This window comes from Bradyrhizobium sp. USDA 3650, assembly GCF_054057395.1.
The window spans coordinates 3399524-3425962 of record NZ_JBSRZG010000001.1 but is presented as its reverse complement, the minus strand read 5'-3'; the positions used below and the strand labels follow the sequence as shown (position 1 = coordinate 3425962).

16 protein-coding genes and 4 pseudogenes are annotated in these 26439 nt (G+C 61.0%); 11 read left to right on the top strand and 9 right to left on the bottom strand.

Features of this window, described 5'->3' with window-relative positions:
- Nucleotides 1-189: 189 nt before the first annotated feature.
- Both ACVIN2_RS15915 and ACVIN2_RS15910 read right to left on the bottom strand, forming a co-directional pair.
- The gene (locus ACVIN2_RS15915) at nucleotides 190-2070 is read right to left on the bottom strand and encodes a sensor histidine kinase (protein WP_456766263.1); all 1881 of its coding nucleotides are present in this window, start codon (nucleotides 2068-2070) and stop codon (nucleotides 190-192) included.
- Nucleotides 2071-2339: 269 nt separating this feature from the next.
- Entirely contained in the window at nucleotides 2340-2675 is a 336-nt protein-coding gene (locus tag ACVIN2_RS15910; protein ID WP_456766262.1) for a hypothetical protein, read from the bottom strand.
- A 179-nt stretch (nucleotides 2676-2854) separates the two neighbouring features.
- On the opposite strand from ACVIN2_RS15910, the gene ACVIN2_RS15905 reads away from it, so the two are divergent.
- Nucleotides 2855-3118 (top strand): hypothetical protein, encoded by a 264-nt coding sequence (locus tag ACVIN2_RS15905; protein ID WP_456766261.1) that lies wholly within the window; start codon nucleotides 2855-2857, stop codon nucleotides 3116-3118.
- A 1096-nt stretch (nucleotides 3119-4214) separates the two neighbouring features.
- Here the strand turns inward: ACVIN2_RS15905 and ACVIN2_RS15900 are convergent.
- Together ACVIN2_RS15900 and ACVIN2_RS15895 are read right to left on the bottom strand one after the other, a co-directional pair.
- On the bottom strand, nucleotides 4215-5639 hold the full coding sequence (locus ACVIN2_RS15900; RefSeq protein WP_456766260.1) for a methyl-accepting chemotaxis protein: 1425 nt from the start codon (nucleotides 5637-5639) through the stop codon (nucleotides 4215-4217).
- A gap of 109 nt (nucleotides 5640-5748) precedes the next feature.
- On the bottom strand, nucleotides 5749-7497 hold the full coding sequence (locus tag ACVIN2_RS15895; RefSeq protein ID WP_456766259.1) for a methyl-accepting chemotaxis protein: 1749 nt from the start codon (nucleotides 7495-7497) through the stop codon (nucleotides 5749-5751).
- Nucleotides 7498-7703: 206 nt separating this feature from the next.
- Here ACVIN2_RS15895 and ACVIN2_RS15890 point away from each other — a divergent pair, with 206 nt between their 5' ends.
- The 7 genes and pseudogenes from ACVIN2_RS15890 to ACVIN2_RS15860 all read left to right on the top strand — a co-directional run.
- Nucleotides 7704-8450, top strand: coding sequence for a YebC/PmpR family DNA-binding transcriptional regulator (locus ACVIN2_RS15890; RefSeq protein ID WP_456766258.1), 747 nt, complete (start codon nucleotides 7704-7706; stop codon nucleotides 8448-8450).
- Nucleotides 8451-8520: 70 nt separating this feature from the next.
- A complete protein-coding gene (gene ruvC, locus ACVIN2_RS15885) occupies nucleotides 8521-9048 on the top strand; it encodes a crossover junction endodeoxyribonuclease RuvC (RefSeq protein ID WP_007599969.1) in 528 nt (175 codons plus the stop codon).
- Nucleotides 9045-9662 carry a Holliday junction branch migration protein RuvA gene (gene ruvA / locus ACVIN2_RS15880; RefSeq protein WP_456766257.1) on the top strand — a complete coding sequence of 206 codons (618 nt, stop codon included), beginning with the start codon at nucleotides 9045-9047 and terminating at the stop codon, nucleotides 9660-9662. The genes ruvC and ruvA overlap by 4 nt, the downstream gene beginning before the upstream one ends.
- On the top strand, nucleotides 9659-10189 hold the full coding sequence (locus ACVIN2_RS15875; RefSeq protein ID WP_456766256.1) for a hypothetical protein: 531 nt from the start codon (nucleotides 9659-9661) through the stop codon (nucleotides 10187-10189). The genes ruvA and ACVIN2_RS15875 overlap by 4 nt, the downstream gene beginning before the upstream one ends.
- Nucleotides 10186-11239, top strand: a pseudogene (ruvB, locus tag ACVIN2_RS15870) (Holliday junction branch migration DNA helicase RuvB). Before ACVIN2_RS15875 ends, ruvB begins: the two are co-directional and overlap by 4 nt.
- Nucleotides 11240-11368: 129 nt before the next feature.
- A complete protein-coding gene (locus ACVIN2_RS15865; protein WP_456766255.1) occupies nucleotides 11369-12286 on the top strand; it encodes a metallophosphoesterase in 918 nt (305 codons plus the stop codon).
- A 69-nt stretch (nucleotides 12287-12355) separates the two neighbouring features.
- A pseudogene (locus ACVIN2_RS15860) lies at nucleotides 12356-12436 on the top strand (acyl-CoA thioester hydrolase); the annotation flags it as partial.
- On the opposite strand, the gene ACVIN2_RS15855 reads toward ACVIN2_RS15860, so the two are convergent.
- A complete protein-coding gene (locus tag ACVIN2_RS15855; protein WP_456766254.1) occupies nucleotides 12418-14121 on the bottom strand; it encodes a recombinase family protein in 1704 nt (567 codons plus the stop codon). The pseudogene ACVIN2_RS15860 and the gene ACVIN2_RS15855 sit on opposite strands and share 19 nt — an antisense overlap.
- 748 nt (nucleotides 14122-14869) lie before the next feature.
- Nucleotides 14870-15030 (bottom strand): annotated as a pseudogene (locus ACVIN2_RS15850) (IS256 family transposase); the annotation flags it as partial.
- A 628-nt stretch (nucleotides 15031-15658) separates the two neighbouring features.
- On the opposite strand from ACVIN2_RS15850, the gene ACVIN2_RS15845 reads away from it, so the two are divergent.
- The gene (locus ACVIN2_RS15845; RefSeq protein WP_317245410.1) at nucleotides 15659-15919 is read left to right on the top strand and encodes a hypothetical protein; all 261 of its coding nucleotides are present in this window, start codon (nucleotides 15659-15661) and stop codon (nucleotides 15917-15919) included.
- A gap of 588 nt (nucleotides 15920-16507) precedes the next feature.
- Nucleotides 16508-19612: an efflux RND transporter permease subunit gene (locus ACVIN2_RS15840; RefSeq protein ID WP_317245409.1), complete on the top strand. Its 3105-nt coding sequence runs from the start codon at nucleotides 16508-16510 to the stop codon at nucleotides 19610-19612.
- Nucleotides 19613-20984: 1372 nt separating this feature from the next.
- On the opposite strand, the gene queD is transcribed toward ACVIN2_RS15840, so the two are convergent.
- Nucleotides 20985-21347, bottom strand: a complete 363-nt coding sequence (queD, locus tag ACVIN2_RS15835) for a 6-carboxytetrahydropterin synthase QueD (RefSeq protein WP_085361592.1) — start codon at nucleotides 21345-21347, stop codon at nucleotides 20985-20987.
- A gap of 706 nt (nucleotides 21348-22053) precedes the next feature.
- Between queD and ACVIN2_RS15830 the strand changes: the two genes are divergently transcribed.
- Nucleotides 22054-23472: an MATE family efflux transporter gene (locus ACVIN2_RS15830; protein WP_317245407.1), complete on the top strand. Its 1419-nt coding sequence runs from the start codon at nucleotides 22054-22056 to the stop codon at nucleotides 23470-23472.
- Between the two features lie 86 nt (nucleotides 23473-23558).
- Here ACVIN2_RS15830 and ACVIN2_RS15825 read toward each other — a convergent pair.
- Together ACVIN2_RS15825 and ACVIN2_RS15820 are read right to left on the bottom strand one after the other, a co-directional pair.
- A pseudogene (locus tag ACVIN2_RS15825) lies at nucleotides 23559-23962 on the bottom strand (transposase); the annotation flags it as partial.
- A gap of 1076 nt (nucleotides 23963-25038) precedes the next feature.
- On the bottom strand, nucleotides 25039-26439 hold the full coding sequence (locus ACVIN2_RS15820; protein WP_317245406.1) for an aspartate ammonia-lyase: 1401 nt from the start codon (nucleotides 26437-26439) through the stop codon (nucleotides 25039-25041).

The following is a 26439-nucleotide window of genomic DNA, read 5'->3' as shown; positions in this document are numbered from 1 at the left end:
ATGATCGTGCGAATGCGCAAAATCATGCGATGACGAAAGTCGTGCGATTGTGGAAGTCAGACGGCGGCGCGATCAATTGCGGCGACTCATTGTTGTGCCCTCTCCCCTTGTGGGAGAGGGCAGCGACGCCGGTAGACGCAGGCTCACTCGGGTGAGGGGTCTGTCTCCGCGTATGGGCGCCGCTTTGGATCAACCGACAAAGGGAAGCCTGATCGTGAACGAGGCACCGCCGCGCTCCCGATTACTCGCCGATATGACCCCGTTGTGCGCTTCGACAATGGTGCGCGCAATGGACAAGCCCATGCCCATGCCTTCCGCCTTGCTGGTGTAAAACGGCTCGAAAACCTGTTTCAACTTGTCTTCTGCAATGCCGGGTCCGCGATCTGACACGGATAGCTCGGCAAATTGATCGGCGCGCGCAGTCCGGATGCTGATAGAGCGGCTTTCGTCAGACGTGTCCTTCATAGCCTCGACCCCGTTCAGCACAAGGTTCAAAATGACTTGTTGAAGCTGAATGCGGTCGCCGAGGATCGGTAGCGCGTCGGACGTGATCACGTTGACCATTTCGAATTTTCGGCTGACGGTTAGCGCGGAAAGAAATCTGACCGTCTCTTGCACAACCTCATTGAGGTCCAATTGCTTCAATTCGAACGGTGCCTTTTTCAGGAGGCTGCGCATCCTGCGAATGACCTCGGTGGCACGCCGGTCATCCTGTAAAATATCGTTCACAATTTCCCTGAGTTCAACAATATCAGAAAGTGCGGCGATATCGGGACGCTGCGATTGCAGGATCGCGGCGGCGGTTTCGGCGTTCGTCAGAATAGACCCAAGCGGCTGGTTGATCTCGTGAGCAATCGAGGCGGTCAGTTCGCCAGCGGTCGAGAAGCGGTTGACGTGGGCCAGTTCAGTCATGCGCTGTCGCGACTGTACTTCGGCGAATTGACGCCGACGATGCTCAAATAACAAAAGCGCGATCAGTCCCGCTTGCGCGAGGACAAGCGCGATAGTGAATGTGATTTGCCACCAATATCGCTCCCACAAATTGGGCTCCCGGAAGTAAACCGTGCTGTCAGGCGGCAGTCTGCTTTGGGGAATTCCCCAGCGCTGCAGTTGTCGCCAGTCAAACATAGGCGCGGCCAGCGGGACAAAGGTCGGCTTGATGTCGGCGACATTTTCGCCGTTGAGGATGCGAAGCGCGACTTCCGCCGCCTGCTTGCTTTGTCTGGCGACAACCTGCATTGGTCCACCGACGATGCCCTCTCCAAAAAAACTTTCGTCGTGAAAAAAGATGGGCGCATTGGCTACGCCATAAAATCGGGCAAACGCGGTGTTGCCCTCATGCGCCACTCCCGCCGCATCGACATTCAATCCAATCCAGAAAATCGCACTGTGCGGCGGAAGGTTGGCCGCATCCTTGAGCATGTCTTCGAACGAGAGCTCGTTGTACCATCGAAAATGGACACGATCCGCGAACCGCGCGGTGGACTTGGCGACCTCGTTACGCCACCAGGTTTCGCTCGGCGAAGCACCGACTACGATGGCAATCGTCGTTGTTTGAGGTAGGACCTGCAGGATATTTTCAAAGAAAACACGATCGTCGTTCGTGATTGCCACGACGGCGTCGTACTTGGTCAATTTATCGAAGTCGACGCGGCGTCGCTCTACCAGAGTGTACAGCATCGGCGTAGTTGGAAAGAGGTGCGCCTGCACGAAATTGGCAGCAGGCGCACCGATCGCGACGATCAGGTCGGGCGGCTGGTCTAGATTGAGGGAACGAAGATACTCGACAAAGGGGGCGTCTGACTTGTCGCTGCTTCGCCGGGCATTCAGCAGCGATTGGTCTTGAAATTCAATGGATGCCCGTCGGCTCAGCTCGGCGCGAAGGGCTTCCGAATAATCAGTCCAAGGTCTGAACCTGAGACCGAATGAATGCAGCATCAGTACTCGTTTTGCCTCTGGATCAGCTGCCGGACTTTGGCCTGTCGTCGCGATCAACAATGCGATTGTCAACGCAGCGGTGAGGCTCCGCACGCGACAGGTTCGCCATGAGCGAGGCAGCCAGAAAAGCATCGCACCCCGAGCCCCGATCCAAGTGGAGTACCGTATCTGCTCGATCAGATTATCAACAAGTGGAGACAAGGGGAAACTACGGGGCGATTCTGACACAAACAGGTCCGCAAGAGTTCATAGCGAGGCGTCGCGCGGTCCCCGCGATAGGCCACGTGGCCCAGAGTACCTGCAGACCGAGGACGCTGGGGCGGCGCCATCGTCGGACGGTCACCGCCAGCGCTTGCTCGCGCGCGCAGAGGGCCAACCGCGCTATCGCGCGTTGCCACGGATCAATAGGCGCAAATATAGTTTCCGTAAGCATCGTAGCAACTGCGGCGGTACGCAGCAGTGCCAAGGGCAGCCGCGCCGACCGCTGCCGCTCCTACACCGTAGCCCCGATAGCCATAGCCGCGATAGCCACCACGGTAGCCGTAGCCCCGGTAGCCTGCGCCGCGCACTGCGACAGCGCCGCCGCCCCGCGGTCCTCGAACTGCGACCGCACCGCCGCGATAACCGCCGCCACCCCGATAGGCACCTCCGCCGCGCCGAGCCTCGGCATCATCGGGAATCAAGCAGGCGGTGAGCAAAACGAAAGCGGCAAGAGAAGCAAGAATGAAGCGGAGCATGACAGAAACCCTTCCATGAATTCCTTAAGCCCCGCTCGCGAGATTGCGGCTCTCTCCGCGCGCGAGGTTGATGTAGATCAATCGATCCCGCGCATTGCGACGCCTACGCTATGTTCAGCCGCACCTGAGGCGGCTTCCGTCACCTTTCGGTGACGCAAGTGCGAAGAGGGAGGTCCGCCATGCATCCGAGGAAGCTTCTTTCGATCAAGTCAGTGACGGTGGCGGGCATCGCCGCCAGCGGCCTGCTTGGGCTTGCAACCCTGTCACTCAGTCCAACCCCAGCCAAGGCAGTGATTTACTGCCAGTACGTAGAATATCCGGCGGGTTGCGTTGCTCGGGCAGGCGTCGTGCTCAGGCCGCGCCCGGTGGCGCGCGCCGCAGTCCGCCACAACGCCGGTGGCAATGCGAATGGTGGCGTCAATCGCGTTGGAGCCGGGCGGTAAAGGCCGGTTTCGCAAGCCAGCAAGAAGCCGTCATCGTTTCGTCCCGGTGGCGGCTTTTCTTGGTCTGGCAGGGATAGGCACTAGTACCGCCGGGGCGGCATTAGGGCATGAAACACACTTGGTACGTCACTTTTGAAGTGCCGCCGGACGGCACACTGTCAAGGCGGCGACATCCGCGTCTAACGAACACGTTTGAAAGCGAAGCGGCAGCTAAGGATTTTGCGCGAACCAAATTTAACGACGGACTGATCGTCACTGCAGGGACTATCATCCCTCACTTTCCGAGAGTGGCGATCCCATCGACCGAAATCCCAACGTGGCTTGAAGCACCGAACCAAGTTGATCCAGATCAATAAGGAGGCCACCGACGCTGGTGACATGCTCTGACGGGGCAGCAACCGGGAGCCTGAACATGAATGTACGTTCGGAGCCGAAACAGGTCTGTCGTCGCAACGCACTCACCTTCCTTGGATACGCAGGGGTGTTTGGGCTTGTGGCTTCGTCCTCAATTTTTGCGACCTCAGCGGCTGTTGCTCAAACCACCGCGCCAGCCGCCGCGCCTGCCACGCCGCCAGCAGACGCGCCTAAGTCGGGTACGGAACGCCGCCAGGAGCGGCGCAGCGGGCGAACAGAGCGGCGGCAGGAGCGCCGCGCCGGCCGCACGGAGCGGCGGCAAGCACGGCGTACAGGACGCGACGAGCGACGGGACGCTCGCGACGGCACCCCGGCCGCCACGACGACCAACGAGCAAAAGAAGTAGTCCGTTCATTGCCAAGCACAGCTACCGGGCCACCTCAGCGTAGGCCCGGAAAGCCGTACGGCGCGCGGCAGCGCCGTCCACGAAAGCGGGGCGGGGCTATCGAAATCGGCTTCTCTCGTAAGGGGAGAAGAGGAGGCGATGGAGGATTTCGGAATAATAGCATACTACGCCTGTTTTGCCCGACGGCGCAAGCGCTTCAGAGGCGCCTGAATCGACCGATCATCAGGCGCTTAAGCCATTGATTCCGCTCGCCCCGGCTACTGTGCATGGGGTTGTTTTCGAGGTTTTTGATTCAGGCGGCCATGCGTCGCCGCCGCAAGCGCGTTGCGACGACCGTCAGCTCTGCCGAAAGCCCATCCGGAAGGCGCCCCAGTGCTTGCCGCGGATCATGATCGGCGAGGACAGGTCCTTCATCAGCACGAACTGCCCGCCGCCCATGTCGCGGCGATAGGTCTGGAGCAGGAACGGCTTGGTGTTGGCCGCGACCTTCTGCACCGCGCGATCGGTGAACAGGCGGCGGTTGCGGCAATTGGCGTTATTCCAGACCGGGTCCTTGCCCTGCGGCAGGCGGTAGTTCGGGTTGTGGGTCGGCAGATAGCCGCCCTTGGCCCAGGCGACGCAGAACACGATGCGGGGATCGGACTTCTGAATCGGATCCTGGATCGCGGGCAGCACGCGGTCGGTGAAGTCGACATAGTCAGTGTTGTATTGTTTGGGATCGGTGCCGGGGATTTCCCGGTAGTTCTGGTCCATGAACTGGTCGAGCGTGATCTCGCCGCGGCCGATGGCGGCTTCGAACTCGTCGGAGATCCGCTTGGCGGTCTCGACGACGGCGCGGATCAGCGGCGCATCGGATGTCTCGACGCCGCTGTCGGCGATCAATGCGATCAGGCCTTCGGACGTGTCGAGCAATTTGGTCACGCGCTGATCGGCGTTCTTGAGATCGCGCGAGGAGAGGTCGACGCCCTTGGCGAGCTCGTTGAGCTCGCTGATGACGGTGTCGCAGTGTCCGAGATTGGAAGTCGCCGCGCGCGTGACGCTGCCGATCTCCGCCTCCACGGAGGCGAAGCCTTGCTGGACCCGCGAGATGATGCCGGAGATGCGCTGGGCGCCTTCGCCGGCCGTCTTCGCACGCTGCGAGGCATCGCTGCTCTCCCCGATCAGGCCTTCGATCTGGCCGTCGAGATCGCGCACGGTGTCGGAGATCTGGTGCGTGGCCTGGCGGGTGGCTTCCGCGAGGTTCTTGACCTCGCTTGCGACCACCGCGAAGCCGCGGCCGGCATTGCCGGCACGTGCCGCCTCGATGGTGGCGTTGAGCGCGAGCAGGTTGGTCTGCTTCGCGATCGCCTCGATCGAGCCGGACACTTTTGCCACTTGTGCCAGCGCGGAGCCGACGGCGCTCAAGCGCGCCTCGATCCGCTCCACCGCTGCAACGAGCTCGGAGATGTGGCTCACCGCGGCATCGACTGCGCCGCGCGACTGCGCGATCTCGCCGACCGCCGCTGACGTGGTCGTTTGCACCGCCTGCGACGCATTGGCGATATCGTGGTTGGCCGACACCATCGTCTCGGCGGTTTCCTGGAGATGATGAAACCGTTCCGATTGGTTCGCGACCCGGCTTGCGACTTCCTGGACGTTGCCGGCGATGTCAGCGAGTTCCACGCCGAGGCCGCCGATGCGGTCGGCGAGCTGATCGATCAGCCGTTCGGCAAGCGTTCGGTTGGAGCCGGTGTCCAGTACTGCAAGTTGTACGACGGACATGTCTTGAGAGTCCTCCAGTCAGAGCCGTTCGCCGGCTCTCCGCGGCATTCCCATTCCAATTCCGGTCTTAAGAGGTGATTCGCGCGTTGGCGTCTTGCCTGAGCGCGCACTAGAGCTTGTAGGCCGTCCTGAATCCGCCCCAGTGCCGGCCCTGCACGCGGATCGGAACATCGATCTCGCGCATCATCACCGTATTTCCGTTGCCCATGTCGCGCGCATAGCTCTGCACGAAATACGAGCGCAGGTTGCGCGCCGCAGCCAACCCCGCCGGATCGTTGAACATCCGCCGGTTGCGGCTGTTGGCCGTGTTCCAGGCGGCATCGCCCGGCCGCTGCGGATGCGAATAGATCCTGTTGTGCACCGGCAGGAAGCCGTTGCGATCGACCATGGCGCAGAACGCCATGCGCGGGTCCTTTGCCAGAAAGGCTTCCTGGAACGCCGGCAGCGCGCGGTCGGCCCAGTCCAGATATTTGGTGCGGTACTGCTGCGGATTGGTTCCGGCGATTTCGCTATAATCGGTGTCGAAGAGGTCGTCGATCTTCACCTCGCCGCGTGCAACCGCCTGCTCGAAGATTCCGGTCAGCGCGTTACCCGCCTCCATGGCACGGGTGACGAACTCGGTGTTTTCCTCGTGGATCGACCAGAGCCTGTCCTCGATCTTCTCGCGGAGCGCGGCATCGGGATTGACGAAGTGCGTGCGCGCGCCGGCCTTGGACTGCTCGACCACGCGCAGGCGGCAGGCGCCGACGCCTTCGAGGGTGCCTTCGATCATGGCTTGCGACGCCAGGCGGCCCGCGTCGGCGCCGCCGATCAGCACGCCGTCCATCGCTATCTCGTAGACCGGCAGCACGCCGCGGGCGGTTTCGAGCTTGAGATGGCAGGGCAGCCGTTCGGTCTTGCGGCGATCGTCGTGCTCGCTCTGGCGCAGCAGCACGGCACAGCGAGATTTCAATTTCTGTGCGAAGGCGGTTACGGCCTTGCCGGCGCTCGCGACGTTCTCGCCGTGGCTCTCGGCCGCCTTGGTCGCAGCATCGATCTCGGCTGCGCTTTCGCCGACCGAGATGATGAACTCCGAGGCGCTTGTCGCGTTGCCGGAGACTTCGCTAGTGGTGGCGTTCTGTTCGGCGACCGCGCCGTTGACGGTCTCGAAGACCGGGCGGATGGCCTCGATCGCCTGCGAGATGCGGTGCACCGCATCCGCGGAGCCGGCAGCGTCGCGCTGCAGCGCGTCGATCTTTTTGGTGATCTCCTCCGTCGCGCCCTGGGTCTGCACCGCGAGTGCCTTGACCTCGGTGGCGACGACCGCAAAGCCTCTTCCCGCAGCGCCCGCGCGCGCGGCCTCGATGGTCGAGTTGAGCGCGAGCAGCGTCGTCTGCCGCGCGATCTGTGCGATCAGATTGACCACGTTGCCGATGGCGGCCGAGGATTCGCGCAGGCGATCGACGTTGGCGCGGGCTTCCTGTGCCGCGGCGCTGGCGTCGTCGGCGAGCTTGCCGGCCTCGCGAACCTGGGCTCCGATGCCCAGCGCCGACTGGGTGAACTTGTCGGCGGCATGGGCGAAGGTGGAGGCGTTCGATTGCGCGGCGTTGGTCCGGCCGGTGAGGGCGTCGGTACGGTCGCGAATGGCGGCAAGCGTCGTCGCAGTCGCCTCGGCGCCGCCGGCCACCGAATTGGCGGCACGCTCGAGCTGGCGAATCATGGCGCCCAGCTCGAGTTCCAGCAGTTCCAGGATTTCCTTGGCCGAATCGCTTTCGACGGCCGCGGCAGGCTCGGAATGGGCCACCGGCTGCGCAGCCTGCGGGGCAGCCGCAGTTGCAGCCATGTCCGGCAGACGCTTCCGAAATAGTCCGAACGCCATCAGGTCTCTCTTGTCGGGGGACGGTCAGACGCTATTTTCGCAGCCTGGAATGAAATCAGGGTTAACGATGCCTGACATCTAGGCACGGGCCCATACGGTGTTACCTTAAAGTCGTAGAGCCTCTTTCTTTCCAGGGGAGTGGCGGCCTATAAGGCCGCGCTTCACACGCTCACCTTGGCGCACGATTCCCCTAGAGAAGATCACGCATGGCCGGACATTCCCAATTCAAGAACATCATGCACCGCAAGGGGCGGCAGGATGCCCAGAAGTCGAAACTGTTCGGCAAGCTGGCGCGGGAAATCACCGTCGCGGCCAAGCTGGGGACGCCCGACCCCAACATGAACCCGCGCCTGCGTGCGGCCATCACCGCGGCGCGCCAGGAGAACATGCCGAAGGACAATATCGAGCGCGCGGTCAAGAAGGCGCTCGGCAGCGACGGCGAGAATTATGACGAGATCCGCTACGAGGGTTACGGGCCCGGCGGCGTTGCCGTCATCGTCGAGGCGCTGACCGACAACCGCAACCGCGCGGCTTCCGACATCCGCTCCTTCTTCACCAAGTCCGGCGGCAATCTCGGCGAAACCGGCTCGGTGTCCTTCATGTTCGACCGCACCGGCATCGTCGAATACGACCGCAGCGTCGCCTCCGACGATGCGGTGCTGGATGCCGCGATCGAGGCCGGCGCCGACGACGTGATCTCGAGCGAAAGCGGCCACGAGATCTACGCCTCGACCGAAGGCTATCGCGACGTCGCCAAGGCGCTGGAAGCCAAGTTCGGCGAGCCGCGCAAGGCCGCGCTGATCTGGAAGCCGCAGAACACGGTCGCGGTCGACGACGAGACCGGCGAGAAGCTGCTCAAGCTGATGGACTTGCTCAACGAGCACGACGACGTCCAGCACGTCTACGCCAATTTCGAGGTCTCGGACGCGCTGCTGGCGAAGATGGGCGGGTAGGGGCCACTTCCCCTGTTACTTCCGTTCTGTTTCTGTTTCCCCCACGGCGGCCAGCCGCTATCACTGACCCATGACGACGCTCCCGATTCGTGGCCCCGTTCGCATCATCGGCATCGACCCCGGCCTGCGCCGCACCGGCTGGGGCGTGATCGAGGCCGAGGGCAACCGGCTGATCTATGTCGCCTGTGGTTCGGTGGAACCGCCGGACGATTTGCCGCTGGCGAGCCGTTTGCTCGCGATCCATGAGGGGCTCGCCGCCGTCCTGTCCGGTCACAAGCCGATGGAAGCCGCGGTCGAACAGACTTTCGTCAACAAGGACGGCGTCGCGACGCTGAAGCTTGGCCAGGCCCGCGGCGTCGCCATGCTCGCGCCCGCGATGTTCGGCATCAGCGTTGCCGAATACGCGCCGAACCAGGTGAAGAAGACGGTGGTCGGCGCCGGCCACGCCGACAAGCAGCAGATCGCGATGATGCTCAAGATCTTGCTGCCCAAGGCCGATCCGCCGTCCGCCGACGCCGCCGACGCGCTCGCCATCGCCATCACCCATGCCCATCATCGCCAGAGCACCGCGCTCCGGCTGAAGGTGGCAGGCTTATGATCGGCAAGCTCAAGGGCCTGATCGATTCCTACGGCGAGGATTTCGTCATCCTCGACGTCGGCGGTGTCGGTTATCAGGTGCATTGCTCGACGCGCACGCTGCAGCATCTGCCCTCGCCGGGCGAGGCCGCCGTGCTGTCGATCGAGACCTATGTTCGTGAGGATCAGATCAAACTGTTCGGCTTCCGTAGCGACCAGGAGCGCGAATGGTTTCGCCTGCTCCAGACCGTGCAGGGCGTCGGCGCCAAGGTCGCGCTCGCCGTGCTCGGTACGCTGCAGCCGTCCGACCTCGCCAACGCGATCGCGTTGCGCGACAAGGCCGCGGTGGCGCGCACGCCTGGTGTCGGCCCCAAAGTCGCGGAGCGCATCGTCACCGAACTGAAGGACAAGGCGCCGGCCTTCGCCAATGTCGATCCGGCGGTCGTGCACCTCGCCGGTGCCGTCGACGACCAGCGCGCGCCGCGACCCGTGGCGGACGCGATCTCCGCGTTGGTCAATCTCGGCTACGGCCAGCCGCAGGCGGCGGCCGCGATCGCATCGGCCGCGCGCAGCGCGGGCGCGAGCGCCGAGACTGCGCAGCTCATCCGGCTGGGCCTGAAGGAGCTGTCGAAGTGAGTGCGGCCCGCGCCAATCCCGTCGCCGTTCTTTTTCGTCGCCTTTCGCGCGTGGCCGGTATCGTCGTGATCTTCTCCATTGTGGGGCCGCTGACGGTCGCGGCGCTGGTTTCGGTGATGGTGACGATGCTCGGTGCCGCGGTGCTGCAGATGTTTCTTGCGCTCCTCGAGCTGGAGGCGCTGCGCACCCTGGTTTCGGTCGCGATCGTGCTGCTGGCCATCGCCACGATTCTCGCCTCGTTCCTTCCTGCAGTCGCCGCCGGCTTGCTATTCGCGCTGGCCGCGGTCTACGCCGACCTCAACATGATCTGGATGGCGTGGCTCGCCGCAGCCGTGGCCGCCGCCGGCTTCGTCGGGTTTGGTATGTTCGTTGTGCCCGCCGAAACCTCGGCGGTGATCTTGCCGAGCGTCCGTTCCGCGCCTGAGGCGCTGAAGCTTTCCGCCATGCTCGCCATCGTTGCTGTCATCCCGGCCAGCCTGTGCTGGTGGCTCGCGAAACCGCTGCACCGTGTTATCCTGCCCGCATGAGCACTCCCCCCCGCATGGTCACGCCCGAGCGCCGCAGCGATGATGTCGGCGACACTGCGCTGCGCCCGCAATCGCTGTCGGACTTCGTCGGCCAGCAGCAGGCGCGCAAGAATCTGTCCATCTTCATCGAGGCGGCGCGCAAGCGCGGTGAGGCGCTGGATCACGTGTTGTTCGTCGGTCCCCCCGGCCTCGGCAAGACCACGCTGGCGCAGATCGTGGCCAAGGAGCTCGGCGTCGGCTTTCGCGCCACGTCAGGCCCGGTGATCGCCAAGGCCGGCGATCTCGCGGCACTCCTCACCAATCTCGAAGAGCGCGATGTGCTGTTCATCGACGAGATCCATCGCCTCAGCCCTGCGGTGGAAGAGGTGCTCTATCCCGCGATGGAGGATTTCCAGCTCGACCTCATCATCGGCGAGGGCCCGGCGGCGCGCTCGGTCAAGATCGAGTTGTCGAAATTCACTCTCGTCGGCGCCACCACGCGCGCCGGCCTGCTCACCAATCCCTTGCGTGACCGCTTCGGCATTCCGATCCGGTTGAATTTCTACACGATCGAAGAGCTTGAGAGCATCGTCACCCGTGGCGCCCGCGTGCTCAACGTCGGCATGAGCGCGGATGGCGCCAACGAGATCGCGCGACGCGCGCGCGGCACGCCACGTATCGCCGGCCGGCTGTTGCGCCGCGTGCGCGATTTTGCCTCGGCGGCCGATGCCGACCGGATCGATCGCAAGATTGCCGACCACGCGCTGAGCGCGCTCGAGGTCGACGCCGCCGGCCTCGATGCGATGGACCGCCGCTACCTCACCACCATCGCGCAGAACTATGGCGGCGGCCCGGTCGGCGTCGAGACGATGGCCGCCGCACTGTCCGAGCCGCGCGACGCGATCGAGGACATCATCGAGCCCTATCTGATCCAGTGTGGCTATCTGCAGCGCACCCCCGCGCGGCCGCCTGCTCACCTCGCACGCCTTCCGCCATCTCGGCATCAACGAGCCCTCGCGCGATGCGGCGGCACAGTTCGGCCTGTTCGGCACCGACGAGAGCGACGACTGATCCGCGCAAGTGCAGCCTGGTCGGGCCGTCATGAATTTCCGGTCATCTCGTGCAGAGGGTCTGCACAAACGCACCCCATTTCCGCTCCAATAGGGTCGCATCAGCAAACTGCATCACGATCGGGCTGCCATGATCACGCGCCGTCATTTCTTCCGTTCCATCGGCGGCCTGTCCGCCCTCGGCGTCTCGACCGCGGCCTATGGCGTCGGCGTCGAGCCGATGCTGCGGCTTCGGGTCACCCGCTATCATCCAACCCCGCGGCAATGGCCGGCGGATTTCCCGCTGAAGATCGCCGTGATCGCCGACATCCATGCCTGCGATCCCTGGATGTCGCTGGAGCGAATCGAAGCCATCGTCGATCGCACCAATGCGCTGAACGCGGATATGATCGTGCTGCTCGGCGACTATGTCGCGGGCCTGCACCAAGTCACGCGCATCATTCCGGCGAACGAATGGGCCAAGGTGCTGGCCGGCCTGAAAGCGCCACTCGGCGTCCATGCCGTCATGGGCAACCACGACTATTGGGCGGACAGGACCGTGCAGCAGGTGGGGCACGGGCCGACGGTTGCGCATCGCGCGCTGGAGGCAGCCGGCATTCCCGTCTACGAGAACGACGTCGTGCGGCTCACCAAGGACGGCCGCGCGTTCTGGCTCGCCGGCCTCGGCGATCAGCTCGCCTTTCTGCCGGCGCGGCGCTTCCGGAGCACGGGGCGCTTCGGCGCCGACGATCTCAACGCGACGCTTGCCAAGGTCACCGACGATGCGCCGATCATCCTGCTCGCGCATGAGCCCAATATCGCGCCGCGCGTGCCCGCCCGCGTCGCGCTGCAACTGTCCGGCCACACCCATGGCGGCCAGGTCCGCCTGCTCGGCTGGTCGCCGGCGGTTCCGCCGCAGCACGGCCTCCGGCTCGCCTACGGTCATGTCCGGCTGAAATGCGACGTCATCATCTCTGGCGGCCTCGGTTGCAGCATCATGCCGCTCCGCGTCGGTGTGCCGCCGGAGATCGTCGAGGTAACGCTGGGGCGGGGGCCGGTGGTCGTCTAGCCACGCTTGCGCAGCCGGCCGTTTTTGCGCAAAACGGGCTGGCTACCGAAATGCGAAGAGGCTCGTGACGTGACAGCTCATCTCGACGGCGAGATCCGCGACGGCCGCCACCATATGCAGGTTCGCGTCTACTACGAGGACACGGATTTCCCTGACTTGCCATTGTCGTAGTATGCAAACGTGCTTATCTCTCGCTCCTTGCTGCGGTTTTCGGGAGAAAGGTTCTTTCCGCAAAGCGCGGAGCTGTTCAGGTAGGGCGTATATTCGTAGGGCATCCGCTTGCGAACCGGATGCACTACTATGCATTCAATCAAGTTGCGGAAGGCAAGGCGAGTTTCGATCGCCTTCGGATTGGTTTTGAGCGCGGTGATAAGCCTTCTAACCTCCGAGGAGTATCGGTCACTGAATTTCGGGCGATCGAAGCCAACTATATTTTCGCCGCCACCGCCGAGCAGCCGCAAGCGCTCTTCAACGCTTTCCCGCTCCAGGTCGCACTCATCGATCCGCTTGAGCAATTCGTCCGGCTTGCGGCGGCTATTTGCGATGGCATAAGAGAGGCGTTCGATCTCGGTAGTCAATACGCGGCGTCGACGCTCTAGCTTATTGTGTTCGCTACCATTGTTCCGATCGTTTTTGCGCTCCTCCTTCCAAGTACGCATCGCCTCTTCAATGGCTTTCGGCGAAAGCAATTTCACCTGGATTTTTTCGGAGGCATCCTCGAGCAGAACGTCCATATCAAAGCTACGGGTGTGCTCGCAGGTGCCCCGCTGATGCGCGCTCGCGCATGCCGCGCGCGGCGCACCGTTACGCGAGGATTGAGCGATTCGCATATGGCCATTGCAGACGCCACACCGGAGCACACCGGCAAGCGGGTGCTCATTGTTGCGCGGACTCACGGCGCGACGCCGCGGCTGGCCAGTCGGTCCGAACATAGACACCGCGCGCACCCTACGAACCTTCTGCGCTAGATCCCAGAGCCCTTGCGGAACGATCCGTAGCTCTGGCTTTTTGACGATAATGTGGCGTTCAGCTGGATTGCGGCGCTTCTGTTTCTTCTGCGTCTCTGGGTTAAGAGTTGTCGAGCGAACGTTCCAATGTATCTCGCCGATGTAGAGTTCGTTGCCGATAATGCCGCGACCATGCCGACCGCCTGTGATGCACTGATGGTTCCAGGTGGTGCGACCCGCCTTGTTCTTGTGACGAGTTGCCCCTGGTGAGGGCACACCTTCGCGGGTGAGGTCAGCGGCGATAGTTCGGGTCGAGCGGCCCGCTGCATATTCTTTGAAGATGCGGAGCACAATCTTTGCTTCGTTCTCATCGATTACGCGCTCGCCGGGCGCGCCCGGCCTTGGCCGATAACCATAGGCGTATGAGCCCGGAATTCTTCCGTTCGCAACAGCGTTGTCATGGCCGCGCCGAACCTTTTCGGCGAGCTGCGGCTTGTAAATCGTGTTGTACAGACTTGCGATGCTAATGTCAGTGGCGGTCGCGTAGACTCCTTTCTGATCCATCAGCTCAACGCCGTTGAACTCGAAAACCTGCTTGAGACGCTGGATGGTTGCGGGATCGCGCGACAAGCGGTCGAAATGCTCAACGACGACTACGTCAAACTGCCGGCTTCGCACACCGTTGAGCAAGCGCTGATAGCCGTCCCGCGCACCTTCGGTAAGACCAGATTTTGCGGCATCCACAAACTCGCCGACGACATCGAGGTTGTTGCGCAATGCGACCTTGCGGCAGAGTAACAGCTGACCGTCAATCGAGCTCGCCTTTTGCATGTCGCTCGAATAGCGCGCGTATATTACGGCCGTTTTCTTCGATGACGGTGTCGTCATGCCGGTCCTCTATCGGCTGCCCCGAGCCATGATTTTCATCCCGTGCGATCTGACGGCCGATGGCGCGCGCCAACTCAAACCAGATTTCCTCATTGTCCGGATTATCCCAGCTCTGAGGATGGGAGGGGGCAAGCGGTCGAATGGTCGCTCGTTGTCTTCGGAAAGATCGGATGCGGGTAGGCATTTGCAAACTCGCGAGCGGAAGCTAGCGTAAATTTCCGCGCTGCGCTACGGCCAAGCCGCAGCGATTACTCGCAACGCGTCCCTCATGCTGGCTTCGGCAGCGTCGAATGAAAATGAAATTCGTCAAGTGCCGCAGCGTGCGTGAGGGCATTCCTGGCGATGAGGCGCGTAGTCCAGAGCAGAAATGCTAAGCAAAGCGGAGTAAAAATACTGGCGGCGGCGTAAGTTTGTTATCGGGTGCGGGTGCGGGTGCGGGTGCGGGTGCGGGTGCCCGGTGCGTAGGAGCCGTCCTCGGTTCCCCACATATTGTAGTGGCTGCCGCAGAGCCCCGGCGAACTGTAACGTTCAGCCCAGACGCGGTGGTCCGACCCCAAGGACCCTTCGATGATTGGGTCTTTTCTTATTCCGCTTGTTCGATCTTGCGTCGAGGCTCCAAGAGCCAGCAATCGCGTCTTCGTGAGCTCCGCAGTAGGGCGCGAAAAGCACTGTCAGAAATACTCGTGTTCCTCAGCATGCTGTAACTGGCGCTCGGGCAACCGGTTCGCCGGCAAGAGGGCCGGGCCGGTCAGCTGGCGGCCGGAAGGCTGACGCTCGAATCATCGCTCAAAGGCGCGATGATTTCTAGCGTCATGTAACGGGCGCGCTGGACGGCCCATTGTCGTTCTGTTCGAGCAGGACCACTCCAATGAGGCGAACCATGGCCTCCTCGTTGGGGAACATGCCGACCATATGTCCAAACCGGTTCACAGCCTTGCTGCACCACATCGAGAAAGACGCTCTGCTTCGGGCGTTTCGACGACAAAAGCCCGCAGGCCGGCGCGGAGGTCGATGGGATAAGGGTGGCAAAGTACGAAGAGGGGCTCACGGACCAATCCGCGATCTCTGCGCACGGGTCCACACTGTCCCTACCGGCTACAGCCGGTGCGGCGCGTCTACATCCCCAACCCGACGGGGGTAGGCGGCCTCTCGGTGTGCCGGCCGCTAGAGGACAAGATCGTCCAAAGCGCGGTGGCCGAGGTGTTGAGCGCCGCCTATGAGCTCGAATTCCTCGGGTTCTCCTACGGCTCCCGGCCGGGGCGGGATCCTCAGATGGAGCTTGATGCCCTCGATCCGGCTATCATGACATATCCAGTGTCTTCGATTCGGTCGACCACGAGTGGCTGCTGCGGATGGTGGCGCACAGGATTGCCGATCCTCGTATCCTGCAGCTCATCGAGATGCGGCTGCGAGCTGGCGTTCGTGAGAGCGGCGAGAAGCAAGACACACGCCGCAAAGGGCAGGATCAGTCCGCTCCTTTCCAACATCTTCCTGCATTACCTCCTCGATCGCTGGGTCGACCACTGGAGCGGTCGCCATGCAGCGCGGTCGCGTTGTGACCGTGCGCTTTGCGCACGACTTCGTCATCGGCTTCGAGAGCAAGGCAGATGCCCAGGAAATGCTCTTGGCCCTCAATGCGCGACTGGCCGGCGCTCCATGCGGACAAAACCCGTTGATCGAGTTTGGCGCGGTTCGCGGCCCTCCCGCGTCAGCCGCGCAGCGAGCGGTGGCCGAGACCTTCGCCTTCCTGGGATTCACTTACTTTGCGGGCGGACCCGAGATGGCCGGTTCATCGTGAAGCACAAGACCGAAGGGAAACGCCTGTGCTCTCGAGCAACATCACAAGTCTCGCGCGGCTCATGCGGGCGTCGCTCTTCGACAAACGTTGGTATAGGTTATGCAACCCGTTCTATATCCCCCGCTTACCTCTGTAGAGTTGAGCTGCCCGTCGGCTTGTCTGTAGTTTCAGCGTCGAAGCTGGACCGTCCGAAGGGTGGGGCGGCGCGAAATCCTAAGCTGAGTTGATAAGTGTGCTGCAAGGCATTGCTGCCATTGAGGCGTGGGACGAGGTTAAATGGAAATACGTCAGCCCACTTCCGCGGTGGAGGTCCATCAGCACATTGTGTGCTCGCTCCAGAAGCAAGACCCAGTGATCTTGGACATCGGCTGCTACGACGGAGCTGACTCTTTACATTGTCTGCGGCTTTGCCCAGAGGCTCAGCTCTACTGCTTCGAGCCGGCCCCCCCGGGGCGGTTGCTAGCTTAAGAGAAACATGGGGCTATACCCTGAGAAGGTGCCCCTAGCCACAGTCGCCGCGTTGATGACTGTTGCTGTAGCCTGGCTTACTGGCGAATTTCCGTCAGTCTCTTGAATGCGAGCATCGCGATGGCATTTACCGAGCTCTTCATCAAACGTCCTATATTGTCTATCGTCGTCAGTCTCCTGATCCTGCTGACCGGCATTGGTGCGGCCACCGTTTTGCCAATCCGGCAGTATCCTAAGCTGACCAACACGGTCGTCAATATCACTACCTCTTATCCTGGCGCCTCCGCCGACATGATCCAGGGGTTCATCACCACGCCCCTTGAGCAAGCGCTCGCTTCGGCCGAAGGCGTTGATTACATTACGTCCTCCTCGGTGCTCGGTGCCTCGACGATCCAGGTCTATATCAAGCTCAATTTCGAGCCCAACGAGGCGCTCACTGAAGTGCTCTCCAAGGTCAACTCGGTCAAATATTTAATCCCTAAGGAATCGAACGATCCGGTCGTCACCAAATCTGCCGGTCAGACCACAGCTGTCATGTATATCGCCTTCTCCAGCGAAGAACTGACGGCCAGCGCGATCTCCGACTATCTCTCGCGCGTGGTGCAACCGATTATGTCAACTGTAGATGGCGTCGCAGCGGCAGACATCCTCGGCGGCCAGAGTTTTGCGATGCGGTTATGGCTCGATCCCGCGAGAATGGCGGGCCACGGCGTGTCGCCAGCTGATGTTTCTGCTGCAATCGCGGCCAACAACTTCCAGGCTGCGGCCGGCCAGACTAAGGGCTATTTCACTCTCTCCGACGTCACGGTCAACACTGATCTGCGGAGTGTTGATGAATTCAAGCGCATGATCGTCAAAGCCAATGACGGCGGCTTTGTGCGCATGGAGGACATCGCGACAGTCGAGCTTGCGGCGCAGAGCACAAACGCCAGCGTCGCGATGAACGGCGAACACGCTATCTTCGTCGCCGTGCAGGCGAGCCCAGAAGGTAATCCACTGAACATAGCGCGAGGCGTTCGGGCACTGCTTCCAGAAATGAAGCGCAGCCTGCCGCCATCGCTGAAGATGGAAGTGGCCTACGACTCCACCAAGTTCATCCAATCATCGATAGACGAGGTGGAGAAGACGCTCCTTGAGGCGGTCGCGATCGTGGTGTTGGTGATCTTCCTGTTCCTGGCCTCCTTGCGGTCTGTCATCATTCCGGTCGTCACCATTCCGCTGTCCATTATTGGCGTCTGCAGTATGATGCTGGCGCTGGGGTTCTCATTCAATCTGCTGACCCTCCTTGCGATGGTGCTTGCGATCGGTCTTGTGGTTGATGACGCAATTGTCGTGGTGGAGAACGTTCATCGCCATATGGAAGAAGGTGCGTCGCCCGCGCAGGCCGCTACGAACGGCGCAGGCGAGATCGTCGGCCCCGTCCTCTCCATGACGATTACGTTGGCCGCCGTGTACGCGCCCATCGGCTTTCTCGGCGGCCTCACCGGCGCGCTGTTCCGCGAATTCGCGTTTACACTGGCGGGTTCGGTGATCGTGTCGGGCGTGATCGCGTTGACGCTGTCGCCCATGATGTGCGCGGTCTTCCTGAAGAGCGCTGAAGAGGGGCGGTTTGCAAAGTTTGTGAATCGTGTGTTCAGCGCCATGACGCGCTGGTACGGCCGCAAGCTCGACCGCTCGCTCGACTATCGCCCGATTACCGGGCTGTTTGCGCTGACCATGCTGGGCCTCGTCGCCTTTCTGTATATGCACACTTCCAAGGAACTCGCACCCGAGGAGGATCAGGGCATCGTATTCGCACTGACAAAAGCGCCGAAATACGCCAATATTGATTACCTGGATTATTACGGCGCCAAGCTCGACAAGGCACTCCAGAAGTTTCCCGAGACGGATTTTCGCTTCGTGCTCAACGGCATCAGCGGTCCGCAGGGCGGCATGGCCGGGATGTTGCTTAAGCCTTGGGCCGAGCGCAAGCGCTCATCGATCGCGCTGAAATCGCTGGTCCAGGCCGAGCTGTCCAAACTGGAAGGCATCAACGCATTTGCCTTTAGCTTGCCGCCGCTTCCGGGCGGTTCGGGCGGCTTACCAGTGCAGATGGTGATCAAGTCGACGCTCGGTTTCCAGTACATCTACGAGCAGATGTCGGAGCTGAAGGATGCCGCGCGCAAGAGCGGTCTGTTCATGGTCAGCGACTCTGACCTTGAGTTCAACCAGCCGGGGGTGCGAATCAAGGTCGATCGATCCAAGGCGAGCGACCTTGGCATCACCATGCAGAACGTCGGTAGCGCGCTCGCGACCCTCCTTGGCGGAAACTACGTCAATCGCTTCAACCTGCAGGGCCGCTCCTACGAAGTGATCCCGCAGGTGCCGCGCGAGAAACGCCTGACGCCGGAATCACTTGGGAGCTATTATGTCAAGACAGCGGCGGGCTCGATGCTGCCGCTATCGACCGTGGTCTCCATCGAGACTGCGACCAATCCGAACGCACTCACCCACTACAACCAGCTCAACTCCGCGACCTTCCAAGCCGTACCGATGCCCGGCGTCACGATCGGTCAGGCTGTGGACTTCCTCGACGTCGAGGCAATGAAACTGCCCGCAGAGTTCAGTCACGACTTCCTCGGGGACGCCCGTCAATATGTGCAGGAGGGTAACAAACTAGTCATCACCTTTGCGTTTGCACTCATCGTCATTTTCTTGGTGCTTGCGGCGCAGTTCGAAAGTCTGCGCGATCCCCTCATCATCATGTTCAGCGTTCCCATGGCAATCGCCGGCGCCTTAATCCCGCTATTCTTTGGCTTGGCGACGATGAACATCTACACCCAAATCGGACTGTTGACATTGGCTGGGCTGATATCCAAGCACGGTATTCTGATGGTCCAGTTCGCCAATCAGCTGCAGCTCAAGGAGAGACTCGATTCCCGCTCGGCCATCGAGATGGCGGCGCGCGTCCGCCTCCGCCCAATCTTGATGACCACCGCGGCGATGGTCACGGGCCTCTTACCTTTGTTGACCGCAACGGGTGCTGGCGCCGCGAGCCGCTTCTCGATCGGGCTCGTGGTCGTCGCGGGCATGTCCATCGGCACGCTGTTCACGCTTTTCGTGCTGCCGGCGCTCTATGTCGCGATCGCGTCGGATCACCGCGCCGACGCGAGTTCCGATCACGTCCAGAACGCCGCCGAGCTCGCCTTCATCGGAGCATCCGATGCCCACCTGGCCAAGCGATGATCCTAACGATCAACTCGGGTTTGCTCGATCGCGCCGCTAGCGTAGCGGCGCTGCTCGCCGACCGCGGTAACTTGATCGCACTGGGTGCCTGCAGTTCATGGCGGCGGACAGGAAGGATGATCCGCGGCTGCTGCGCTTCGTCTCAATCTACTGCTTGCCCGAGGTGAAGGACTACATCGCGACCAAATACGGCCGCTTCATTGTGCAGATGTGGTGAGCGACGGATGCCTGGGAGGGTTTCACGGTCCCTTGCGCGTCCGGAGCTTCAAACCGGTGGTGCGAAGCTTGGGGGAATCATGTGTTCGGCGAAGAGCGCGTCGCGGATCCGTTTCTGCTCCGACAGGCGGATGCTGTTGTTACCTGACGAGCAGGCCACCGCCACGTGAGTTGCCGGACATCACGGCAGCATAACTCGCAGGATTGACGTCGCCCGGGACAGGGACAGAATCCATGTTCCCCGAATGGGTGGCGTACCCATTTTTCAATTGGTTCTTGGTGGAGAATTATTCACTTCCTGACCGCGCTGCAATTGCTGTCTGAAAAGAGACCGCTGATTTGCTGCAGGCTTAGATAGTTGCCAAGAAATTCAATCCCCGCCAATTTTGGGCGCGAAACGAGCCGGCCAAGACGCGATAGTCCGGCGATTACTCGAGCGCGGCCGCCATTTCGGCTAAGGTTTGGGGATCGGAGGCTCCCGGGATGAACCCGCGGTCGGTGCGGGCCTGACTGCACTCTATCGGATGCGGCGGGGCGAGGCATCGGTTCCTGTGGACAGCTGTTCGCCCGGTTTACGTCCGCAGCTATTGGTTGGGTGGAAATAACCAGTCGGCCAAGGGATGCATCCGTGACCAGTCAGCGCGGACGCTCGAGTCCGGCACCTCGCCAGCTTCAATTGAGGCTTCGCCCGTCGAAGTGTCGAACGGGGGGTATTGACGGCGATGTCTATGGCACGCTCGCGCACATGCGGGCTTGCGCGATCTTGCATCAACCCGTGCTCCTCGCATTGGCGGCTAGCGCCGACCTGCTGCAGCACCAAGTCGCCCAGCCGCAGCGTCCGGAATGGCGGGTCGTCTCGCCGGTACAATCAGCATCGAATTCGCTCCTGAGGACGAATCGCTCTGATCGTTCCGCGGTTAGCACAACGCGGGATTCCGAATCGTTTGGCCGGAAGCTTTTCGAATGCGGTCACGTGATGGGTGTCCTCATAGCCAAACCGGGCGCTCCGGTCGGATCCAAGGGCTCTTCTGTGAGCGCGGAAATCTGGCCGCGGGCGTGGCGGATGAAGAGCCGAATCGCAGATCGAGCAAGTCCGCTTCTGAGCCGAAGAACGACAGGCGCGCCGCATCGACACAGTCCCAAATCAGCGCTGAATTCAGCGATCGGGCCCGTCATATTCCGCCCAACTATCCGTCGTCTCGTACACCCTCACGCTCGAGAGTTGGGCGAGGCGCGGTTTCGCGTGCTCCCAGATCCAGATGGCGATATTTTCCGCCGTCGGATTTTCCAGTCCCGGGACGTCGTTCAGGCAATGGTGATCGAGCTTCTTTATAAGAAGGCCAAACGCTTCCTCCATGTTGAAGAAATCCATTACGAATCCGGTGTGCGGATCGACGGCCCCGTTCAGCACGACCTCGACGCGATAGGAATGACCATGCACCCGATGACAGCGATGTGTCTGCGGGACGTTTGGAAGTCGGTGCGCTGCCTCGAACTTAAATGCTTGGGATATCTTCATGTGATGCCGAGTGTTTGTGGGACTGCACGCTGAGCCGCCATTTCGGCTGAGCCAGGCAGTCCGAGATAGCCCGCCGCTCGACGGCGTCAGGGCGGTCTTTCGATCGAAGCAGAAATTGTTCAAGCCACGCTCATCGAACCGGTCTGGCAGGCTGCCGGTTGCGGCCACACGAATTTTCAGTTCGTGTCCGCGAGTGACGGCCAGTGCGGCGCGATTTACTGACGCAAATCCAGTCACCACGCTGGCCGGGGCCGGCAGCCTGCCGTTCGTCTCGATCGCGCTGAGGAACCCGATCTCGTGTAAAGATTGCAGGACATCATCGAACCACCACAGTGGTTCTGAGCACGTTCATTGCTTGTGCCATGCAGATGATGGAGCGTCTACTACAAGATCCGGTAGATGCCAAAACCAACTTGAGGCTCTAGGGTCTGGCCGCGTTTCCCCGCCGATCATCATCCCGAGAAGTGAACGCAACCGGCACGATGCTCAACCAAAGGGCGGAACGGCACAATATGACTAGCAGAACCTGGGGGCTACCCTCGAACACCTCAGTCAGTATTCGCTACAACTGACGGGAGGCGTATGCCCAGGCAAAAATCAGCTTTGAAAACGTCAACCTATCCAGGCGATCACGGCGTGCCAGAGCAGATCCAGAGAGGATTGCGCTGAGTACGCCATCGTCGAATTCGGAAAAATTCACTCGTCCGTGAATGGACCGAATACAGAATTCGCCCTCGACAGCAAGCGCAATGTGATGCCAAAGAAAAAACAGCACGTCGATCTATCGGACCAGAATCTCTTGAGTCTTATCCTGCGGCTCGCCATTCCGTCGGTTGTTGGATTATCGATCCATGCGCTGCAGCAGGTCGTCAACGCGATCTTTGTTGGCGCCCTAGGCGCGCAGGCGATCGCAGCTGTTAGCATGACCTTGCCGATCGTGGTCCTGCTCGCCGCAGCCGGACAGGGGATCGGTGTTGGAGCAGCGTCGTTCATATCTCGTCATCTGGGCGCTCGTGAGTACCTAGAAGCGAGTCGAGGCGCAAGCACGGCACTCGCGCTCGCCGCTCCGATCGGTATCATAGTCACCCTCACTCTGCTTCCAAATCTGCCAGGGATATTTGCAACGCTCGGAGCAACCCCAACCATCATGCCCGTGGCGCTCGACTACGCGGGAACGGTTTTGTTGGGGTGCACCCCGATGCTACTAAATACCGTCAGCGGGTTCATTGTAAGAGCCGAAGGCTATACACGATTTAGCATGTGGGTGATGATGACCGCGTTTATCCTGAACGCTGTGCTTGATCCCGTCTTCATATTTTCACTTGACCTTGGCGTGCGAGGCGCAGCCCTCGCAACGCTGGTGTCTCAGATCTCTGCTGTCGGACTGTATATCGCGTATTTTACGAAGCTTGGCGGGACGGTTCTCGTCAGGATATCTCACATATCATTGCGAGCAGATCGCATCAGACAGCTCGCGTTGGTAGGCGCGCCGGCGACAATGACGAGTATCTTATCTGCTCTTGCCGTTATGCTCTTGTACGGAGCTGCTGCGCCGTTCGGCGACGATTCCATCGCCGCGGTTGGAATAGCTGTGCGTATCTTGATGGTCGGCGCACTGCCTATCACCGGGTTCTGTATTGGCGCTCAAGCTATCCTGGGTTTCGGTTGGGGCGCACGCGACTATGCTCATATATTGAGGGCTGCGAAGTTCATGCTCTTCGTGACGATCGCATTCTCGGTGCTGTATTCTGCTGCCGTTGTGATTTTCGCGAGGCCTTTAGTGAGCCTATTTAGCGATAACGAGTACGTCACCGAAATTGCCGTCTCGACCTGCATCGTGTTCCATCTCTTCTTTGGACTGTTTGGGGTGCAGAGTTTCGTGACGGCAATGCTTCAGTCATTTGGGAGAGCGCGCCTCAGTGCAATTGTGTCCTTGGCCAGGCAGGGGTATCTCTTCATACCGGCCGTACTGTTATTCCCGCTGGTAGCGGGTTTTAACGGACTGTTAGCCAGTCAAGCGCTCGCAGAGCTTGGCGCCGGAATAATCGCTCTCATCGTCATGTTCAACCAGTTCGGCGAGCTCAGACGAGCGCTCCGGCACGGTCCTCAAGAGCGATCGGGATAGCGGGTTGAGCTGAGAACGGATATGATCGAGGCACAGATCATTGGGCGCTAGCCTCCTGGGAGGCTCGCCGTTAAAGCGTGATGGGACTAGCTTCGATAGCCTGAGTTTTTGAGGTAGTTGGCGCATTCTTCGGGTGTAAATGCATAAAGGAGTTCGCCGATGGCGGCGCAGACCGCATCGACGGTTCGTGCGGCTGCCTTGCGGAGCAGATGCTTGAGTTTGGCAAAGACTCGTTCGATGCGGTTCAGGTCGGGTGAGTATTTTGGCAGGAAGAAGAGCTTTGCTCCGGCGAAGCGGATGAGCTGGCGCACGGCTTTGCTTTTGTGGCTGCCGAGATTGTCCGGGACGACGATGTCGCCGGGCCGAAGGGTCGGCAGGAGAACCTTCTCCACATAGATCCGGAAGCTCACGCCATGATTGGTCCCTCGATGAACCATGGCGCATCGATCCGGTCATGGCGCAGGGCCGCCAGAAAGGTAATGGTTTTCCAACCCATCTGGCCCCGAGCAACGCTGCCGGTCTCATCGACCCGCTTCATCCAGCCGATCGCCGTGCTGATCGCCACTCCAAACTGCTTGGCGGCCCGATTGCGCGCCCTAACGGCCAAATTAAGGGCGTCAGCTCTTACGGCATTGATATCGGCCAAAGGCTGGAAAGTCGAAGCGCCCCAAGGCAGTGGCAATGTGGTCGGCCGCGAAGCGGGGGTGATCTCAATCGAGAGCTGACTGTCACACCAGTAACATGCGGTGTTTCCGAATTGGTGAATGGAAATGCGAACCCCCTTTGCGCTTTGCTACTCTATGGCAAGCAGCTAAATGCAATGGCGCCAATACAAAAGGTGATGCTAACTTTTGCTACAAACCAGGTAAACACTGGCACGGTCATCGACAAGGCCTACAGCCAGAGCATCTTGATTGACCTTACCTTATACTCAAACCGAATGTCGCATACGACATAAACAACGTCTGGGAGTGGGGAAACTTCAGCTGGGCCCAGTCGATACGACGGATGAGATTCTGACGCGCGCAGCTGCCTCTCGGCATCGGATGGATTTCGCGTGCCTCAGTGCCGTCTTGAATACGGCAGCGAACGAACGAAAAAATGTTGGGCCAGTGTTCGAACCTGCGGGACTCGATCACGCCTCGTGAATGTATCATCAGGTGAATCAGGCCGTAACCAGCTATCGGAGAACTTGCACATCTTGATCGGGCTACCGGCCGAACAGGATGTGAAGATTGGCGGAGGCCAGGACGGCCCCACGCGAATGGTTAGAATACGTTATCGACGATGTCTTACGTGTTTGCTGACTTTGCCGATCACTGCCCCTGGCACTACGGCCAGGCGCGTCCGTATAAGCACGACTTGAAGAGAGGCCGGAGCACTGACCTATGGACAAGCGGCCTCTCGATCGCGGCGCATCGTCTCATCCGCCGCATCGGGTTGGAGACAGGGCGATGGCGAGTTGGCTGTGGCATGACCTTCGTAGGTTGATCCTCTGGCGTTGTGCATCGACTCGCGGCATGCTCGTGAGCCCTTCGCGTACAAGGGCAAGTGCAGAATCGCGGCTCATGCGGCATTCTCGCGATAACGGGTGCTCTCGTGCAGCATCTGCAAAACCGCGCTACGGTTCAGAAGTCCGCGGTCGATCGCGATTTCGATGAAGGGCCGCATTTGCTCAGCGGCTGTAAGCACAAGTGTCGATACCTGTTCATAACCAAGGCGCGGTACGAACACGGTCGCAAGAGCCGAAGATTGCATCAAGTTGCTGAGCGACCGTTCCCGGTCTGCCCGGATCCCCGAGATGCATTGGTCGGCAAATATTCTGGCCGATCGCGTCAAAAGCTCGATCGAATCGAAGAGGCGCGAGGCGATGACTGGCTCGAAGTGATTGATTTCGAGTTGGCCGCTCAACGCTGAGAGAGATACTGCGGCGTCGTTGCCCACGATAGCGAACGCAACTTGCTGGATCATCATCGGCAGGACTGGATTGAGTTTACCTGGCATGATCGAAGAACCGGGCTGGAGAGCGGGCAACCGCAATTCGCCAAGCCCCGTATTTGGCCCAGAGGAAAGGATGATCAGGTCAGAGGCGATTTTCGCCATTACCTCTGCTGCGATGCGGATTTCCGACGACACGCGTGCGAAGGCGTCGGCGTTCTGCATGGCATCGAACATGTCGTCGCCTGGGCGTACCGCGTGGCCCAAGATTGCCGCAAGATGTCCATAAACGGCACGGCGATAGCCCGGCACTGCTCCGAGCCCGGTGCCAATCGCAGTGCCTCCGAGGGGAAGCACCATCAATTCCTGGCGCGCCACGGACAGCTTCAAGGAGAGCCGCTTGATCGCTGATGCGTAACCGCCGAACGCCTGACCGAGCGTCATCGGCTGGGCGGCCTGCATGCATGTGCGGCCGACGCGCAATACGTCAGCGAATACAATGGCCCGCTCCGAAAGAGCGGCCGCCACCTGGTCCAGCGCACCCACCAGATCGCCGGACTTTTCGTGCGCCGCCAACTTGAGCGCCGAGGGCAGCACATCGTTCGTCGACTGGCATAGGTTCACGTGATCATTTGGATGGATCACGTCGTACCGACCGGGCTTTTCACCGACAATTTGCAGGGCCCGGTTCGCCAGAACCTCGTTCATGTTCATGTTGATCGATGTACCGCCGGAGCCTTCGAGCAAATCGATGATAAACTGCCCATCGTGTTTACCAGCAATGACCTCGTCCGCAGCTGCGATTAGTGCTCCTGCTACTTTGGCGTCGAGGGCTCCGAGCTCACGGTTCGCCGCCGCGGCAGCGCGCTTGATGCGCGCTAGTGCCCGAAGAAGTGCCGGCTGATCACCGAGCTTCTGGAGTGAGATGTCGAAGTTCTCGCTCCCACGCAGGGAGGCCAAGCCGTACAGGGCGCGCAGCGGCAGCTCGCGCGTTCCTAGACTGTCTATTTCGGTGCGAGTCGCTGACAT

Excerpts from the sequence above, each read along its gene's own strand:
- ACVIN2_RS15895 (WP_456766259.1), bottom strand. The coding sequence starts at position 7,497 with ATGGCGTTCGGACTATTTCGGAAGCGTCTGCCGGACATGGCTGCAACT.
- ACVIN2_RS15910 (WP_456766262.1), bottom strand. The coding sequence starts at position 2,675 with ATGCTCCGCTTCATTCTTGCTTCTCTTGCCGCTTTCGTTTTGCTCACC.
- queD (WP_085361592.1), bottom strand. The coding sequence starts at position 21,347 with ATGAAGATATCCCAAGCATTTAAGTTCGAGGCAGCGCACCGACTTCCA.
- ACVIN2_RS15900 (WP_456766260.1), bottom strand. The coding sequence starts at position 5,639 with ATGTCCGTCGTACAACTTGCAGTACTGGACACCGGCTCCAACCGAACG.
- ACVIN2_RS15915 (WP_456766263.1), bottom strand. The coding sequence starts at position 2,070 with ATGCTTTTCTGGCTGCCTCGCTCATGGCGAACCTGTCGCGTGCGGAGC.
- ACVIN2_RS15820 (WP_317245406.1), bottom strand. The coding sequence starts at position 26,439 with ATGTCAGCGACTCGCACCGAAATAGACAGTCTAGGAACGCGCGAGCTG.
- ruvC (WP_007599969.1), top strand. The coding sequence starts at position 8,521 with ATGACGACGCTCCCGATTCGTGGCCCCGTTCGCATCATCGGCATCGAC.
- ACVIN2_RS15845 (WP_317245410.1), top strand. The coding sequence starts at position 15,659 with ATGCAGCGCGGTCGCGTTGTGACCGTGCGCTTTGCGCACGACTTCGTC.
- ruvA (WP_456766257.1), top strand. The coding sequence starts at position 9,045 with ATGATCGGCAAGCTCAAGGGCCTGATCGATTCCTACGGCGAGGATTTC.
- ACVIN2_RS15890 (WP_456766258.1), top strand. The coding sequence starts at position 7,704 with ATGGCCGGACATTCCCAATTCAAGAACATCATGCACCGCAAGGGGCGG.
- ACVIN2_RS15865 (WP_456766255.1), top strand. The coding sequence starts at position 11,369 with ATGATCACGCGCCGTCATTTCTTCCGTTCCATCGGCGGCCTGTCCGCC.
- ACVIN2_RS15840 (WP_317245409.1), top strand. The coding sequence starts at position 16,508 with ATGGCATTTACCGAGCTCTTCATCAAACGTCCTATATTGTCTATCGTC.
- ACVIN2_RS15905 (WP_456766261.1), top strand. The coding sequence starts at position 2,855 with ATGCATCCGAGGAAGCTTCTTTCGATCAAGTCAGTGACGGTGGCGGGC.
- ACVIN2_RS15855 (WP_456766254.1), bottom strand. The coding sequence starts at position 14,121 with ATGACGACACCGTCATCGAAGAAAACGGCCGTAATATACGCGCGCTAT.